This window comes from Bradyrhizobium sp. LVM 105 (assembly GCF_003957705.1).
GTDB classification, from domain to species: Bacteria; Pseudomonadota; Alphaproteobacteria; order Rhizobiales; family Xanthobacteraceae; genus Bradyrhizobium; species Bradyrhizobium frederickii.
Map to the genome: position 1 here is coordinate 1,067,800 of NZ_QZMV01000001.1, position 16,695 is coordinate 1,084,494.

The 16,695-nt window shown below is 64.7% G+C and carries 16 protein-coding genes; 12 read left to right on the forward strand and 4 right to left on the reverse strand.

The annotated features are described in order from the left end of the window. Positions 1-266 precede the first annotated feature (266 nt). The 5 genes from murJ (at position 267) to D6B98_RS05060 (ending at position 7,073) form a co-directional block, all read left to right on the forward strand. Positions 267-1,793: a murein biosynthesis integral membrane protein MurJ gene (gene murJ / locus D6B98_RS05040; RefSeq protein WP_126255786.1), complete on the forward strand. Its 1,527-nt coding sequence runs from the start codon at positions 267-269 to the stop codon at positions 1,791-1,793. 263 nt (positions 1,794-2,056) lie between these two features. After that, complete coding sequence (locus D6B98_RS05045; RefSeq protein WP_126255787.1) at positions 2,057-2,332, forward strand: YjiS-like domain-containing protein; 276 nt, start codon at positions 2,057-2,059, stop codon at positions 2,330-2,332. A gap of 258 nt (positions 2,333-2,590) precedes the next feature. Next, entirely contained in the window at positions 2,591-4,900 is a 2,310-nt protein-coding gene (locus D6B98_RS05050) for a xanthine dehydrogenase family protein molybdopterin-binding subunit (protein ID WP_126255788.1), read from the forward strand. A gap of 154 nt (positions 4,901-5,054) precedes the next feature. Beyond that, the gene (locus tag D6B98_RS05055) at positions 5,055-5,501 is read left to right on the forward strand and encodes a c-type cytochrome (protein ID WP_126255789.1); all 447 of its coding nucleotides are present in this window, start codon (positions 5,055-5,057) and stop codon (positions 5,499-5,501) included. Positions 5,502-5,789: 288 nt separating this feature from the next. Then, positions 5,790-7,073, forward strand: a complete 1,284-nt coding sequence (locus tag D6B98_RS05060) for a cystathionine gamma-synthase family protein (protein WP_126255790.1) — start codon at positions 5,790-5,792, stop codon at positions 7,071-7,073. Positions 7,074-7,146: 73 nt separating this feature from the next. Here the strand turns inward: D6B98_RS05060 and D6B98_RS05065 are convergent, their stop codons facing one another. Beyond that, positions 7,147-7,563, reverse strand: coding sequence for a CHRD domain-containing protein (locus D6B98_RS05065; RefSeq protein WP_126255791.1), 417 nt, complete (start codon positions 7,561-7,563; stop codon positions 7,147-7,149). A 155-nt stretch (positions 7,564-7,718) separates the two neighbouring features. Here D6B98_RS05065 and D6B98_RS05070 point away from each other — a divergent pair, with 155 nt between their 5' ends. Further along, complete coding sequence (locus D6B98_RS05070; RefSeq protein WP_126255792.1) at positions 7,719-8,654, forward strand: c-type cytochrome; 936 nt, start codon at positions 7,719-7,721, stop codon at positions 8,652-8,654. Here D6B98_RS05070 and D6B98_RS05075 read toward each other — a convergent pair. After that, a complete protein-coding gene (locus tag D6B98_RS05075; RefSeq protein ID WP_126255793.1) occupies positions 8,651-8,896 on the reverse strand; it encodes an Lrp/AsnC ligand binding domain-containing protein in 246 nt (81 codons plus the stop codon). The two genes, D6B98_RS05070 and D6B98_RS05075, sit on opposite strands and share 4 nt — an antisense overlap. 166 nt (positions 8,897-9,062) lie before the next feature. Between D6B98_RS05075 and thiD the strand changes: the two genes are divergently transcribed. The 4 genes from thiD to D6B98_RS05100 all read left to right on the forward strand — a co-directional run bounded on the left by thiD (position 9,063) and on the right by D6B98_RS05100 (position 13,086). Continuing rightward, complete coding sequence (gene thiD / locus D6B98_RS05080; RefSeq protein WP_126255794.1) at positions 9,063-9,863, forward strand: bifunctional hydroxymethylpyrimidine kinase/phosphomethylpyrimidine kinase; 801 nt, start codon at positions 9,063-9,065, stop codon at positions 9,861-9,863. Between the two features lie 292 nt (positions 9,864-10,155). Beyond that, entirely contained in the window at positions 10,156-10,968 is an 813-nt protein-coding gene (locus D6B98_RS05090; RefSeq protein WP_126255796.1) for a UDP-2,3-diacylglucosamine diphosphatase, read from the forward strand. Positions 10,969-10,981: 13 nt separating this feature from the next. After that, the gene (locus tag D6B98_RS05095) at positions 10,982-12,040 is read left to right on the forward strand and encodes a glycosyltransferase family 4 protein (RefSeq protein WP_126255797.1); all 1,059 of its coding nucleotides are present in this window, start codon (positions 10,982-10,984) and stop codon (positions 12,038-12,040) included. A 62-nt stretch (positions 12,041-12,102) separates the two neighbouring features. Continuing rightward, positions 12,103-13,086: a threonine/serine dehydratase family protein gene (locus D6B98_RS05100; RefSeq protein ID WP_164718389.1), complete on the forward strand. Its 984-nt coding sequence runs from the start codon at positions 12,103-12,105 to the stop codon at positions 13,084-13,086. Between the two features lie 334 nt (positions 13,087-13,420). On the opposite strand, the gene D6B98_RS05105 is transcribed toward D6B98_RS05100, so the two are convergent. Next, complete coding sequence (locus D6B98_RS05105; protein ID WP_164718390.1) at positions 13,421-15,241, reverse strand: caspase family protein; 1,821 nt, start codon at positions 15,239-15,241, stop codon at positions 13,421-13,423. Positions 15,242-15,405: 164 nt separating this feature from the next. Here D6B98_RS05105 and D6B98_RS05110 point away from each other — a divergent pair, with 164 nt between their 5' ends. Together D6B98_RS05110 and D6B98_RS05115 are read left to right on the forward strand one after the other, a co-directional pair. Further along, positions 15,406-15,849: an RbsD/FucU family protein gene (locus tag D6B98_RS05110; RefSeq protein WP_126255800.1), complete on the forward strand. Its 444-nt coding sequence runs from the start codon at positions 15,406-15,408 to the stop codon at positions 15,847-15,849. A gap of 84 nt (positions 15,850-15,933) precedes the next feature. Then, positions 15,934-16,293 carry a hypothetical protein gene (locus tag D6B98_RS05115; RefSeq protein WP_164718416.1) on the forward strand — a complete coding sequence of 120 codons (360 nt, stop codon included), beginning with the start codon at positions 15,934-15,936 and terminating at the stop codon, positions 16,291-16,293. Positions 16,294-16,306: 13 nt separating this feature from the next. Here D6B98_RS05115 and D6B98_RS05120 read toward each other — a convergent pair whose 3' ends face one another. Continuing rightward, a complete protein-coding gene (locus tag D6B98_RS05120) occupies positions 16,307-16,660 on the reverse strand; it encodes an ADP-ribosylation/crystallin J1 (protein ID WP_126255907.1) in 354 nt (117 codons plus the stop codon). Positions 16,661-16,695 lie beyond the last annotated feature (35 nt).

Genomic DNA, 16,695 nt, shown 5'->3' on the forward strand with positions numbered 1-16,695 from the left:
TGGCAGGGCCTGAGCGCGCGCCTCGTCCTTCGAGACGACCGCTTCGCGGTCTCCTCAGGATGAGGCTAAGTGGCATCGGTGCCCGCTGAAACTGCCGCCGCGCACTCAGCCCTCATCCTGAGGGCCCGCCGAAGGCGGGCGTCTCGAAGGATGGCCGCAGGGGAAGGCTATCAAATCCGATAGCCCTGCCCGCAAATGGGCGAGGGGGCGCAGCTCCATCGCCGCTAGCACCTAGACCTAATCCTACCATGCTCTAAAACAGACGCATGCTCGGACGCATCTTCACGGTTGGCGGTTACACGCTGCTCTCGCGGCTGACGGGGTTTGCCCGCGACATCATGCTGGCGGCGATCCTCGGCGCCGGTCCCGTGGCCGACGCCTTCTTCGTGGCGCTGCGGTTGCCCAATCATTTCCGCGCCATCTTCGCCGAGGGCGCCTTCAACGCCGCCTGGGTGCCTGCCTACGCGCATGTCCATGGCGAGAAGGGGCAGGCGGCGGCACATTTGTTCGCCGACCGCATCTTCACGCTGTTATTGGCTTCACAGGTTCTGCTGCTGATCGTCGCCTGGCTGTTCATGCCGCAGGCCATGAGCATCCTCGCACCGGGCTTCGGTGAGGACGCCGAGCAGCGCAAGCTCGCGATCGAGCTGACCCGAATCACCTTTCCCTATCTGCTGTTGATCACGCTGGTGACGCTCTATGGCGGCATGCTCAACGTGATGCAGCGTTTCGCCAGCGCCGCGGCGGCGTCGATCTTCCTCAACGTTGCGATGATGATGACGCTGGCGCTCGCCGCCTGGTTTCCGACCGCCGGCCACGCCGCCGCCTGGGGCGTGCTCATTTCGGGCTTCCTGCAATATTTCCTGCTCGCCGGCGATCTCGCCCGCCATGGCGGCTTGCCGCGTTTTGCACCGCTGAAGCTCGACGAGGACGTCCGCGGTTTCTTCAAGGCGCTCGGACCTGCGACGCTGGGCTCGATGGGCACGCAGGTCGCGCTGTTCGCCGATACCATCATCGCAACCTTCCTGCCTGCCGGCGCGCTCTCGGCGCTCTATTATGCCGACCGCCTCAACCAGCTGCCGATCGGCGTCATCGGGATCGCCATCGGCACGGTGCTGCTGCCGGAGATGTCGCGGCGGATCACCGCCAACGACCATGACGGCGCGATGAAGGCGCAGCGCCGCGCCTTCGATTTCACGCTGCTGTTCTCGATCCCGTTCGTGGCGGCGTTCCTTACCGTGCCCGACGAGATCATGCGGGCGCTGTTCGCCCGCGGCGCGTTCTCGAAAGCGGACGCCGCCGCCGCCGGCGCCACACTCGCGGCCTACGCCATCGGCCTGATCCCCTTCGTGCTGATCCGCAGCGCGGTCGCGACCTTCTATGCGCGCAAGGACACCGCGACGCCGGTACGCGCATCCCTGACCGGCATTGCTGTCAATGTCGCCCTGAAGGTTGCCCTGATGGGACCGCTGGCCCAGATCGGCCTCGCACTGGCGACCGCCGTTGGTGTCTGGACCAATCTGTTGCTGGTACTGTTCTTCGCGGTACGGCGAGGCTTTCTGGTGCCGGACCGTGCCTGGCTGATGTCGCTCGGCAAATTCCTCGTGATCGGACTGATCCTCGCCGCCGCCTTCTGGCTGATCGCGCATTTCGGTGGCGCTTGGCTCGGCTCGATGCACTTCCGAGATGAGCTGATGCTGGTCCTGCTCGCCGTCGGCGGCACCATCGTCTATGCGATTGCGATTTTGGTTCTGTTCGGCCGCAGGTGGTTGGTCTCGCTGGTGCGCGGCTAGGCGACCGGGGCTGCTCGCCTCCAGGATGCAGGAAGGCCGCGCACATCTCTTGATTTTGTGCGGTCGGCGTGCTATGAGCAACGCATGATCAAATCGTCGCGCACCGTCAACCGCAATCACATGACCCGCTTCGGCTGGGCTGTGGGAGGAGTCGTGCGCTAGGAATTCGACGACATCTTTTCCACCAGGCCCCGCCGGCATCGGACGGGGCCTTTTCTTTTCTTTGGCCACGCTCCCTGCCGGCTCAACAGCAGGAGCATCCGATGCCACCCCAACTGACGAACATCACAGCCGCGACGGAGCGCGATGCCGCGAGACTTCGCCTCGACCTTTCAATCATCCCGAGCCTGCTCGGGCGCTATTGGTTTGCCTTTCAGGAGCGGCGCTGGCGCCCGCGCAACAGCTTGCACGACCTCAGCGACAGGGAGCTGATGGATATCGGCTTGACGCGCGGCGAGGCCGACAGCCTCGCGCCTGAACGCGCCATCGACAGATTGAGAGACAATGCGAGGGCTCAGTGGGGCCGTGGTGGAATGTGACAGGCCCACCAATCCCTGCCGATCTCCGCTGCCGCCGCCGTCCGCGTAGGTGATGCCACATGACAAGCACCTTTTGGTCAGGAAATTCAGCCCCGATGCGCTTCTGGCACGGCTACGCGGCCGGGTCGCGCCAGAACCGCCGAGAGTGGCTTCGAATCATCGGCCTCAATTGGGGACACGGCTGCCTAAACCCGTTTGCCTTGCCAGTTTTTCCACGGCAATATGCCCGCAAAACAACCATGAGAACGGGAAGACAACATGGCGGCTCCCATCAAGTTCGGCGTTGGCCAAAGCGTGCTGCGCAAGGAGGATGACGCGCTCATCCGCGGCAAGGGCCGCTATACCGACGATTATGCGCCGCAGGCCGCGCTGCGCTGCCTGATGCTGCGCTCGCCGCATGCGCATGCCAAATACACCATCGATGCGAGCCGTGCCCGCACGCTCCCCGGCGTCGCGCTGATCCTCACGGCCGACGACGTCAAGGATCTCGGCAATCTGCCGTGCCTGTTCAATCTCGAGACCGATCCGTTCACCGGACCGCCTTACCCGATCCTGGCCAAGGACGAGGTGCGCCATGTCGGCGATGCCATCGCCTTCGTGGTCGCCGAGACCATCGACCAGGCCCGCGACGCGATCGAGGCGATCGAGGTCAAATGGAGCCCGCTGCCGGCGGTGACCGGCGTCGTCAATGCCGTGAAGAAGGGCGCGCCGCAGGTCTGGCCGGACAAGGCCGGCAACGTGCTGTTCGACGTCTCGATCGGCGACAAGGCCGCGACCGAAGCCGCCTTCGCCAAGGCGCATGCGGTGGCCGAGATCTCGATCGTCAATCCGCGCGTGGTTGCGAGCTTCATGGAGACGCGCGCGGCGGTCTGCGAATATGATTCCAAGCGCGATCATCTGACGCTGACGATTGGCAGCCAGGGCAGCCATCGTCTGCGCGATATCCTGTGCCAGAACGTGCTCAATATCCCAACCGACAAGATGCGGGTGATCTGTCCCGACGTCGGCGGCGGCTTCGGCACAAAATTGTTCCCGTATCGCGAATACGCCTTGATGGCGGTTGCGGCTAAGAAGCTCAAGAAGACGGTGAAATGGGCGGCCGACCGCACCGAGCATTTCATGGGCGACGCGCAGGGCCGCGACAACGTCACCACCGCCAAGATGGCGCTGGCGGAAGACGGCAAGTTCCTCGCCATGGACTGCGACCTGATGGGCGACATGGGCGCGTATCTGTCGACCTTCGGCCCCTACATCCCGCATGGCGGCGCCGGCATGCTGCCGGGGCTCTACGATATCCAGGCCTTTCATTGCCGGGTGCGCACCATCTTCACCCACAGCGTGCCGGTCGACGCCTATCGCGGTGCGGGCCGGCCCGAGGCCGCCTATGTCATCGAGCGCCTCGTTGACGCCTGCGCGCGCAAGCTCGACATGACGCCGGACGCCATCCGCCGCAAGAACTTCATTCCGCCGAAGGCGCTGCCCTACAAGACGGCCACCGGCAAGGTCTACGATTCCGGCGACTTCGCCGCGCATCTCAAGCGCGCGATGGAGATCGCCGAGTGGAAGGAATTTGGAAAGCGCGCCAAGGCGGCCAAGAAGAACGGGCTGATCCGCGGCATTGGGCTGGCGAGCTATGTCGAGATCTGCGGCGTGATGGGTGAGGAGACGGCCAATGTCCGCCTCGAACCCAACGGCGACGTCACCGTGCTGATCGGCACGCAGTCGAGCGGGCAGGGCCACCAGACCGCCTATGCCCAGATCGTCGCGGAGCAGTTCGGCGTGGCGCCGGAGCGGGTCCACGTCCGCCAGGGCGACACCGACGAGATCGCCACCGGCCTCGGCACCGGCGGCTCGGCCTCGATCCCCTCGGGCGGCGTTAGCGTCGAGCGCGCCACGCGCGAGCTCGGGCAGAAGCTCAAGGAGATCGCGGCGCAGGCACTGGAGGCCGGCGCCGGCGACCTCGAGATTTCGGAAGGTGTGGTGCGGATCGCCGGCACCGACCGTTCGATCTCGTTCGCCGACCTTGCCAAGCGGCCCGGCGTCGATCCGTCGAAGCTGAACGGCAGCGCGACCTTCGCCAGCGCCGACGGCACCTATCCCAACGGCACCCATGTCGCGGAAGTCGAGATCGATCCGGCCACCGGCATCATCAAGATCGTCAACTACGTGATCGTCGACGATTTCGGCAAGACGCTCAATCCGCTGCTGCTGGCGGGACAGGTGCATGGCGGCGCGATGCAGGGCATCGGCCAGGCGCTGATGGAGCAGGTGGTCTATGGCGCCACCGACGGCCAGCTCATCACCGCGACCTACATGGACTACGCGCTGCCGCGGGCGGCGGACGGGCCGGCCTTCGTGTTCGAGACCCACAACGTCCCTTGCAAGACCAATCCGATGGGCGTGAAGGGGGCGGGCGAGGCCGGCGCGATCGGCTCCTGTCCGGCCGTCGTCAACGCCATCGTCGATGCGCTCTGGCGCGAATACAAGATCGACCACATCGACATGCCGGCAACGCCGGAGCGGGTGTGGATCGCCATCAACGAGCATCACCGCCGCCACAGCCTGTAAGTCCAAGCAAACGCGGAACGCGTTTTACGGGCTCAGCCCAATGATCCGGAGTGCGACGATTTATCGTCGCCCTCCGGATGGAATGAAATCAGCCAATCGGTGTTGGCCATTCAGGGGTCGGCACGATCCTGCATCAGGGAAAGGGATTTTGCGAATGAAGCGAGTGTTGATTGTCGGGGGCGCGCTGCTGCTCGGGATGGGTGCCGTCTGGGCGCAACAGGATTCCATCAAGGAAGCTCAGACCCTCATGAAGGGCAACGGCAAGAATGCCGGCGCGATGTCGGCAATGGTGAAGGGCGAGAAGCCCTACGACCAGGCTACCGTGGACAGCGCGCTGGCGCAGTTCGAGGATACCGCCAAGAAGCTGCCGAACCTGTTTCCGGCCAGCGCCAAAGGCGTGAAGCTCGACGGGGACTACTCGGCCTCGCCGAAGGTCTGGGAGGACAAGGCCGGTTTCGACGCGAAGATCGCAAGCTTCGCCAAGGTCGTTGGCGAGGCCAAGGGCAAGATCAAGGACCTGGATTCGCTCAAGGCGACGATGCCTGCCATCGGCAAGGAATGCGGCGGCTGCCACGAAACCTACCGCGTCAAGAACAGCTGAGGCGGATACTTTCGTAGCCCGGATGAGCGAAGCGATATCCGGGAAGCCTGTGCGAGTTGATGAAACTATCCCGGATGTCGCTTTGCTCATCCGGGCTACGGAAAGGGCGGTTGCGAAAGCAGCCGCCCTTTTTCCGTTTATAAGGTCTGACGGATCGCCGTCCGAGCGATTATGTTCGCACCAGCGGCCGCGGCGTTGATGCGAGTCGACGCATCTCATTCCGGATTGCCTCATGACGTGAGGAATTCCAGCGCGCGGCGAGGATCCCAATGAAAAGCGAGACAGGCCATGGTCAAACCGTTTCCGTCGAAGACGCATATCGGCAACCACATGCTGCATCCCGAAACGCTGATGCTGACCTATGGCTATGACCCGCAGCTGTCGGAAGGCGCCATCAAGCCGCCGGTTTTCCTGACCTCCACCTTCGTGTTCAAGACGGCCGATGACGGGCAGGACTTCTTCGATTACGTCGCCGGCCGGCGCGAGCCGCCGGAAGGCATGGGCGCGGGCCTGGTCTATTCGCGCTTCAATCATCCCAACAGCGAGATCGTCGAGGACAGGCTCTCGATCTACGAGCGCACCGAGAGCTGCGCGCTGTTCTCATCCGGCATGGCGGCGATCGCCACCACGATCCTGGCGTTCGTCCGCCCCGGCGACGTGATTCTGCACTCGCAGCCGCTCTACGGCGGGACCGAAACGCTGCTGACCAACACGCTGGCGCGCCTGTCGATCGGCGCCGTCGGGTTCGCCGACGGGATCGACGAAGCGGCCGTCAAGCAGGCCTCGGAAGAGGCCATGGCCAAGGGCCGCGTTTCGATGATCCTGATCGAAACCCCGGCCAACCCGACCAACGGCCTGGTCGATGTCGCCATGATCCGGCGTGTCGCCGAGTCCATCGGCAAGGCGCAGGGGCACACACCGGTGATTGCCTGCGACAACACGCTGCTCGGCCCGGTGTTTCAGCGACCGATCGAGCACGGCGCGGACCTGTCGCTGTATTCGTTGACAAAATATGTCGGCGGTCATTCCGACCTGATCGCGGGTGCTGCGCTCGGCTCGAAGGCGATCATGAAAGGCATCAAGGCGCTGCGCGGCGCCATCGGCACCCAGCTCGATCCGCATTCCTGCTGGATGATCAACCGCTCGCTCGAGACGCTGAGCCTGCGCATGGAGAAGGCCAACAGCAACGCGCGCCTCGTGGCGGACTATCTGCGCGATCACCCCAAGGTGGCCAAGGTCCACTATCTCGGTCATCACGAGGAGGCTTCGCCGGCGGGCCGCGTGTTCGCGCGGCAGTGCCACGGGGCGGGATCGACCTTCTCGTTCGATATCGTCGGCGGCAAGGATGCGGCGGTCAAGTTTCTCAACGCGCTGCAGATCCTCAAGCTGGCGGTGAGTCTCGGCGGCACCGAGTCGCTTGCAAGCTTGCCCGCAACCATGACGCATTCCGGTGTTCCCGCCGACATCCGCCAGAAGATCGGCGTGCTGGATTCCACGATCCGGCTGTCGATCGGCATCGAGAACCCGTCCGACCTGATCGCCGACCTCGCGCAGGCGCTGAACGCGGCTTGAGCGCGCTCAAAATCGAAAAGGCCGGGCGCTCCCTCCTGCGCCCGGCCTTCGCGCCACGAAGCAGCGTTGCGGCTTACTTCGTCACCTGACCGCGGATCTCGCCGCCCGGATTGGCCGCGGTGTGGATGTTGATGTAGTACTTGCCGCCGAGCAGATCGGCGGCCTGCGCGTCGGTCAGGGTCGCTTCGCCCTTGACCGGGCTCGAGGCCGCATTCGGGATGGCGACAGCGACGCCTGCGTTCTTGCCGGCCTCCGCAGGCCCGTGGAAATGCGCCGCGGTGGCGGGCCCGGAGAGGCCGGAATAGGTGACGGTCCAGGACAGTTTCTTGCTGGCGGCATCGTAGTCCAGATCGGCGGTTCCGGTGGCGCTGGTGGTGATTGCCGGCACCTCGGACTTGCCGTCGAGGGTTGCTTTGAGCTTTTCGGCGCTGGCCGGGCCTGCAAAGGTCACGGCACCAAGCGCCAGGGCGGCAATGACGGTCTTGTTCATGACATTCTCCCTGCTGAACCCGTTCGGGCTGGCAAACTTCCAACAGCCGGCGTTTCAGTTTATTCCCGTGTCCGGCCGGGGCGGGCTAAATTCTTCGTGGCTGGAGCCGCGACGACATCGGGCATAAGTTCGCCGCGGCGATTGAATGGATCTGCATGTTGCAACGAACAATTCTCATCGGGCTGCTCGCGGCGCTCGTCGCCGCGGGCACCTATTGGTGGCTCAGCGCGCCGAAAGTGGCTGCAGGCAACGCGCCGGCCCATGTGGCCAACCTCGCCAATGGCGAGGTGATGTTCAACGCTGGCGGCTGCGCCTCCTGCCATGCCGTTCCCAATCAGCCCGATCGTCTCAGGCTCGGTGGCGGCGTCGCGATCAAGTCGCCGTTCGGAACGTTCTACGCGCCGAACATCTCCCCGGATCCGAACGACGGCATCGGCAAATGGACGGACGCCGACTTCGTCAACGCGGTGATGTACGGGGTGTCGCCGGGCGGGCAGCATTATTTTCCCGCCTTTCCCTATACGTCCTATCGGCACGCCAGGCGCGAGGACGTGCTCGATCTCTTTGCCTACTTGAAGACGCTGCCGCCCGTGACCGGCAAGGTGCGCGACCACGACATGCATTTTCCTTTCGACATCCGGCGCAATGTCGGCATCTGGAAGTTCCTGTTTCTGGACGACAAGCCCTTCGTCGCCGACAGCAGCAAGTCACCGCAATTCAACCGCGGCGCCTATCTGGTCAACAGCTTTGGCCATTGCGCCGAATGCCACAGCCCGCGCAACGCGCTGGGCGGCATCATCTCGAGCCAGCGCTTTGCCGGCGGGCCCAATCCCGAAGGCGAGGGCTGGGTGCCCAACATCACCCAGAAGCGCCTCGGCGAGTGGAGCGTGAAGGATATCGCCTATTTCCTCAAGAACGGCGAATTACCCGATGGCGACAGCGTCGGCGGCGCAATGACGCGCGTGATCAAGAACACCTCGCAATTGCCCGACGAGGATATTGCGGCGATGGCGGAGTACCTCAAATCGCTACCGCCGGTGGACGGTCCGCCGCGGCCCAAGCGCAAGGAAGCCGACAAGGAAGCTGGCTAGCTGCCGCCAAACGCCTTGAACGTGATGATGGTGAGGGTGTCCTGGATGCCCGGCAGCACCTGCACCTTCTCGTTGACGAAATGGCCGATGTCGGTGTCCTTGTCGACGTAGAATTTCACCAGCAGGTCGTATTGGCCGGCCGTGGAGTAGATCTCGGAGGCGATCTCGGCCTCGGCAAGCGCATTGGCCACCGTGTAGGACTGGCCGAGCTTGCATTTGATCTGGACGAAAAAAGGAACCATTGCGGGCACTCCGAAAGCGTATTCTTCCGGCTAATAGGCCAAACCCGGCACGATTTAGCAAGCGGACTTGCGAGCCGCCAGCTGCCGATCCGAGGCCTTGCCGGTGTTCTACGGTCGCGCTAGGACAGGCCATGGCGGTGTCCATTCCCAGCAAATGTGTCCGGCGATGACGACCCCGGTCGCACTCACCATCGCCGGCTCCGATTCGAGCGGCGGCGCCGGCATCCAGGCCGACCTGAAGACGTTTGCGGCGCTCGGCGTCTACGGCGCGTCCGTCATCACGGCCTTGACCGCGCAGAACACGCGGGGCGTCACCGGCATCCACGCCGTGCCGGCGGCGTTTGTCACCGAGCAGATCGATGCGGTGTTCTCTGATCTCGACATCGGCGCGGTGAAGATCGGCATGGTGGCCCAGGTCGCCAGCATCGACGCGATCGCAGCCGCACTGTCGCGCTGGTCGCCGGGGCACGTCGTGCTCGATCCCGTGATGGTGGCGACGTCAGGGGATCGGCTGCTCGCCGCCGAGGCCGTCAATGCGCTACGCACAAGACTGATACCGCTGGCGTCGGTGATCACGCCCAATCTGCCGGAGGCCGCCGCTCTGCTCGACGAGCCGGTCGCGGCGAGCGAGGCGGAGATCGAAGGCCAGGGGCGGCGCCTGCTGGCGCTCGGCTGCCATGCCGTCCTGATCAAGGGCGGGCACGGCACGGGTGCCGAGAGCATCGACTATCTCGTCGATGCCGACAACACGCTCGCGCTCACCGCGCCGCGGGTGGCGACCCGCAACACCCATGGCACCGGCTGCTCGCTATCCTCGGCGGTCGCGGCCGGGCTCGCCAAGGGCGAGGATCTGGCAAGCGCCGTGCGCAACGCCAAGACCTGGATCAGCGCGGCGATCGCCGCCGCCGACCGCTTCAGCGTCGGACACGGCCACGGCCCGATCCATCATTTTCACAGGTTCTACTGAGGCCGCCGCGCGCGGGAGCGCCGCCGCGGCGCACTTTGGGGGCACGCTAGCCCCACATCGTCATGGCCGGGCCTGTCCCGGCCATCCACGCCTTGCCACGCAGCACGAAGAACGTGGATGCCCGGGACAAGCCCGGGCATGACGATCACCTTCTGCGGCGCCGTGTCGCCTGATTGTCGCATGCGACTGATATTCGCAGGGAGGGCGAGGCTAGGCGTGATTCGTATCTGAAGGTGCCTCAAAGGTTCGATCGGTCATCCCCCTGTCACGGGACATTGTTACAGGCTGACGCATGGGAAGTTACGATGTGAGTGACGAGAGCCCCGAGCGGCGCTTTCGCACGTTGTTCATCTCCGACGTTCATCTCGGAGCCCGCGGTTCTCAAGCCGATCTTCTGCTGGACTTCCTGCGCTACCATGATGCCGACACGATCTATCTCGTCGGCGACATCGTCGACGGCTGGGCGCTCAAATCGAGCTGGCATTGGCCGCAATCCCACAACGACCTCGTCCAGAAGCTTTTGCGCAAGGCGCGCAAGGGTGCCAAGGTCATCTACATCCCCGGCAATCACGACGAGTTCCTGCGCAACTATTACGGCACGCATTTCGGCGGCATCGACGTGGTCGAGAACACCGTCCACACCGGCGCCGACGGCAAGCGCTATCTCGTCATCCACGGCGACATCTTCGATCTCGTGGTGCAGAACGCGCGCTGGCTCGCCCATCTCGGCGACAAGGCCTACGACTTCGCGATCCAGATGAATCGCTTGGTCAACTTCTTCCGCCGCTTGTTCAAGGTGCCCTATTGGTCGCTGTCGCAATGGGCCAAGCAGAAGGTCAAGAACGCGGTCAATTATATCGGCGCGTTCGAGCAGGCGCTTGCCGCCGAGGCGCGGCGCTACGACGCCGACGGCGTGATCTGCGGCCACATCCACTACGCCGTGATCCGCGACGAGGGCGACATTCGCTACATGAATTGCGGCGACTGGGTCGAGAGCTGCACCGCGCTCGTCGAGCATGACGACGGTCATTTCGAGATCATCACCTGGGCGGATCATTTGCAGAAGTCGGCGGCCGTCCCGCAGGTTGCAGCCAGAGCTGCATAACAGAGGCCGCCCGATGCGCATCCTGGTCGCGACCGACGCCTGGCACCCGCAAGTCAACGGTGTGGTTCGGACGCTGACCAAGCTCGCTGAGGCGGCCGAGGGGCTTGACGTCGAAGGTTCTGGCGTTGCGTTCACGTTCCTGACGCCGCAATCGTTCCGCACCTTCGCGATGCCGAGCTATCGCGACGTGCGGCTGGCGATGCCGCGCCCGGCGCGGATTGCCAGGCTGATCGAGGAGGCGCGCCCGGACAGCATCCACATCGCGACCGAAGGGCCGATCGGCCTGATGGTCCGCCGCTATTGCCGCCAGCGCCGGCTGCCGTTCACGACCAGCTTCCACACCCGCTTTCCCGAATATGTCCGCGCCCGCGTGCCGGTGCCGGGCTCGCTGATCTGGCGGGCGCTGCGCCGCTTCCATGCCCCCAGCCGTGCCGTAATGGCAGCAACACCTGCGCTCGCCGGTGAGCTGACCGAGCGCGGTTTCGACAATGTCATGCTGTGGCCGCGCGGCGTCGATACAAATGTGTTCCATCCGCGGGCCATCGACCTCTGCCTGCCGGCACCGGTGTTCCTGTCGGTCGGCCGCGTCGCGGTGGAGAAGAATCTCCAAGCCTTCCTCGACCTCGATCTGCCGGGCACGAAGGTGATCGTGGGCGACGGCCCGGCGCGCGCCGCGCTCGAAGAGGCCTATCCCGATGCGATCTTCCTCGGCGAGAAGCAGGGTGAGGCGCTGGCGGAAATCTATGCGGCGGCCGATGTGTTCGTATTCCCGAGCAAGACCGACACGTTCGGCCTGGTTCTGCTGGAGGCGCTGGCGAGCGGGCTGCCGGTCGCGGCCTTTCCGGTGAAGGGCCCCCGCGACGTGATCGGCAATGCCCCGGTCGGCGCCCTCGATCACGATCTGCGCAGCGCCTGCTTCGCGGCGCTCGACATCTCCCGGCAGGACTGTGTCGAATTCGCCGGCAACTACACCTGGGAAGCCTCGGCGAGGGCTTTTGTCGACAATATCCAGGCGGTGGGGGCTGTGCTGCCGGGCGGGGACGGCACGGAACAGCCGCGCTTCGTCGCCTAAAGGGAAGATTCCTCGCGCGGAGGTGTCTTGCCCGCGGCTCGATGGCCGCGATAAGGTCTGATATGACCGAACAGCTTCTCCCGATCGGCCCCGCCGACATCGATGCCGCAGCGCGCGTGATCGCGCCCTACGCCATCCGCACCCCGCTGTTGTCCTTTCCGGTGCTCAACGAGCGGGTTGGCGCGAAAGTCTTCCTGAAGCCAGAGATGCTTCAGCGCACCGGCTCCTTCAAGTTCCGTGGCGCCTTCAACAAGGTATTCTCGATCCCGCAGGACAAGCGCGCCGGCGGCGTGGTCGCGTTCTCCTCCGGCAATCACGCCCAGGGCGTGGCGGCGGCGGCAAAGATCCTCGACATGCAGGCAACCATCGTGATGCCTGCGGATGCGCCGCTGTCCAAGCGCGAGCGCACCAAATCCTACGGCGCCGAGGTCGTGCTCTATGATCGCGACAAGGACGACCGCGAGGCGATCTCGCGCGGCATCGCCGAGAAGCGCGGCGCGACGCTGGTCAGGCCTTACGACGATCCGTTCGTGATCGCAGGGCAGGGCACCGCCGGCCGCGAGATCGCGGAGGACATGGCAACGCTCGGTCTGTCCCCCGACATCGTGGTGGCACCGGCGTCGGGCGGCGGCCTGATCGCGGGCGTCGCGACCGCGGTGAAGGCACGCTATCCGCTCGCCGAGATCGTGGTGGCCGAGCCCGAGGCGTTCGACGATCATGGCATTTCGCTGAGCGCGGGCCATCGCGAGCCGCATCCGCCGGCCGGCCGCACCATCTGCGATGCGCTGATGGCCCTGATCCCCGGCGAGATGACCTTTGCGATCAACAGCAAGCTCTTGGCGCGCGGCGTCACGGCGTCGGACTGGGAAGTCGGCGCCGCCGTCGCCTTCGCCTATCGCGAGCTCAAGCTGGTGGTCGAGCCCGGCGGCGCAGTCGGTCTCGCCGCGCTGCTGGCGGGACGTCTCGACGTCGCCGGGAAGAACGTCGTCATCGTGCTCTCCGGCGGCAACGTCGATGCGGATCTGTTCGCCGAGCTGGTGGCCTAGCCGTCATTCCGGGGCGCGCGCCTTTCGGCGAAGCAATCCAGTGCCGTAGGGTGGGCGAAGGCGCAAAGCGCGGTGCCCACCACCTTTCAGTGATTCCAAAGAGAGGCGACGTGGGCACGCTTCGCTTTGCCCACCCTAAGAGACCTCTCCTCGTCATTGCGAGCGAAAGCGCCTCCCGGAACGACGACGTTCAAGGGCCGAGATGAAGAAGGGGCAGAGCGTCACCGCTCTGCCCCTTGTCTTATCGATTTCGTGGTTCGAATTCACGGCTTGCTCAGTGCAATCTCTTCCGCTTGCAAGCGGGGGAGGGAGCGCACCTTCTTCGTTCGCGCGATCAGTGCATGAAGCCACTACGGCGATTGCCGCCATTGTTCGTGCTCGGTGCCTGGTTCATCGACTGCCGGAAGTTGTTGTTGCTGTTGACCATGCGGCTCGGCATCGTGTTGAGCTGCGGACGGTTGGTCTGCACGTTGTTCTGCACCTGCACCTTGTTCACCGGGTTGTTGTTGAGCTTCACGATGCCGGTGTTGCCGTTGTTGACGCGGATCGGATGGTTCTGGGTCTGAACAACCGGCTTTGCGTCGACCGTCGAGCCGCCCTTGCCGACGTTCACCGGCATGCTCACGATCTTGCCCGGCTTACCATTGGCGTTGCCGCCGTCCGGCTTGGTGTTGGTCGCAGGCAGCGTCACGATCTTGCCGATGCCGCCCTTGTTGGTGGTGGTGGTGGTCGGCGCGGGCAGGGTGACGATCTTGCCCGGGGACTGCGACTGCGTGCCGTTCTGCGGGTTCGGCTGGTTGTTGTTGCCCGAGGGCAGGTTGACGATCTGGCCGCCATTGCCGGGCTTGCCGATGCCATTGCCGTCGACCGGCTTCTGCACGACCGGCAGGTTGCCATTGATCTGACCGCCGCCATTACCCTGCTGCATCAGCGGCATGTATTTCGGCTGGCCGAGATTGCCGATCTTCAAGGTCGGAGCAATGTTCTGCGGCGCCAGGAACTTGGTCGCCTGCATCAGGGGGATCTGCTTCGGCTGCGCCTGCAGCTTCAGCGCGACCTGTGCATAGGGGCTGTTGCCGTAGCTGTCATAGAAGGTCTTGTAGCCGAGCGGCGAGTTCGCGAGCACGGCCTTGTGCCAGGCCTGCGAGAGCAGGATGTTGTTGAGCAGCCAGCGGACGTGGTCGCACAGCGGGTCGTGCGGATACATCCGGATGAACTCCTGATAATATTCCGGCCGGCCCTCGGACACGACGTAGTCATAGGCCTGGCGCGTCGAACGGCTCGGCAGGTTGGAGGCCATCTGCACCACGGGCGCCCTGACCGGCGCGCGGTTGGCGGCAATTGCGGTGTCGCCGAAGAAGGTGAAGTCGCTCGTCAGCGAGGAGCTCTCCCACGGGATCTGCGCGCCGCTGGTGGTCTGGTTCACCTGCAGGCGGATGCGCTTGAACAGCTGCTCGATCGGCACGTTGGGTTCGCGCGCGACGTCGAGGAAGGCTCGCGTGTACGGGCTGTGGCCGCCGGTGCCGTCGAGCGCCTCGGCGCCCGGCGCGGTCGAGTAGCCGACGATCGAGCCGTTCGGCGCATCGACGATGGCAAGGCCGCGGCCGGCATCGTTGACCTCAGGGAACGGGTTGTTGCGGCAGGCATCGAGGATCACGATGCGCATGCGGCTCGGGATCGTCTCCAGCGTCGACATCACGTCGACGAGGCGCACCGAATTGTTGACGAGCTCGGTCGGGCTCGAGACCTTGGCGTCGACCGGAACGAGATAGTTCTCGCCGGCGAGCTGCACGCCGTGGCCGGCGTAATAGACCATCGCCACCGTGTTCGGGCCGCGCGAGGCGACCTTGGCGGAAAAGTCCTGCACCACGCGCAGCATGTCGTTCTGCGTCAGGTCGGTGGCGGCAACCACCTCGAAGCCGGCGGAGTTCAGGAACTGCGCCATCGACTGGGCATCATCGTCAGGGTTCGCGAGTTGCGGCGCGTTCTGGTAGTTCGCATTGCCGATCACCAGCGCCACCCGCTGCTCCGGGCCTTGCAGCGTGGTGGGGGCAGGCTGGACCGGGGCGACTTGCGCGGAAACGGGCCCGCAGGTGAAGCCGAACAGGCTTCCCACGAGGCCGGCTGTCATCAGCAAAGGCTTTAGGCGGAACATGGCGTGCTCCTTTGGCACTCATCTCGATACGAGATTGGTTGCGAGCAAGCCTGGCCGCGTTCGAGCGTGCGGTCCGTGATCCCTGTCACCATGGCGACGGACGTGATCTGAATCACGCTTGGAACCTGCTATGGTTAGCGATCGCTGAGAGGAACTGCCACCCCATGCTGAAATCGATCGATCCGATCCTGACGCCCGACCTGCTCTGGCTGCTGGCTTCCATGGGCCACGGCGACGATCTCGTGGTCGTCGACGCCAACCACCCGGCCACGCATATCGCCCGCAGCACATCGTCGCAGCGCCTGATCCAGCTGCCCGGCATGACGATGGAGACGGCCGTCCGTGCCATCATGTCGGTCTATCCGCTCGACGATTTCGATCCCGATCCGGTGCGCGTGATGATGCCGGTCGACGATCCCGATCGCGTGCCCGACGTGCAGCGCGCGGTGCTGGCCGAGATCGAACGCGCCAGCGGCGATCCGGTCAGTCCCGGCAAGCTCTCGCGGGCGGATTTCTACCGCGCGGCGGCGGCTGGGTTCGGCGTCGTGCAGGTCGGCGACAGCAGGGGCTACGGCTGCTTCCTGATCAGGAAGGGCGTGATCGGTTAGGCGGAATCATTCCGCGCGAGGTTGCGCAGAACCTGCACCCGAATTTGAATGGCCTCCGCGCAACCGACCGACTATTGTCGATTCATGTCGCGCATCGTGTGTCTAATTGTTGCCATCGTCCTGTCGCTGCTGCCAGCCGTCGCGTCCGCTGCGTCAACTCAAAAGCGTCCCAAGCAGGCCTGGCATGGCTACGGCTTCCTGCCGGGCTATCGGCAGCCGCTCAGCAACAGCATTCCGCTCTACAAGCAGAAGGACGCGATGCGCCGAATGTCGCGCGCTGACCGGCGCCACTGGTACATCGATCCAGTTCCGCAATATTACCGCTGGGACGGCGAGTGGCACTATTTCGGCCGCCCGGGCTTCAACGGCGGCCGCTACAACGGCGGCAGCTTTGGCCCGTGCTGGACCCGCACGCCGATCGGGGCGGTGTGGAATTGCGGGTGATCGTTCGAGACGGTTAGGGAAAACGCCGGACCACCTCGATCAAGCCGACGATCGCGGCGTTGAACGCATCGAGGTCTTCGGCCGGAATCCAGTACTCCAGGTGAGATCGTCCGCCGGCTTCCTGCACGTCGTATTTCTCGATGAAGTTGCGCGCGATCGCAAAGCGCGTCACGAAGCCCGCGCCGCTCGCCGGCACGTTCCAGTCACGCGCGATCTTGATGGCGTAATCCTCGGTCAGCACCGGATAGAAGATCGGCTGGTCAGGCAGACGCGGCGGAAACGCGCGCATGCCAGACTGCTCGATCAGCTGGAGCTCTTTGGGACCGACGGGGCGCCTGAGGATGAGGGTGTCTTCGGTGGAGGGCATGGTGTGAGGACCAGCGTCTGATGGGCTTACATACA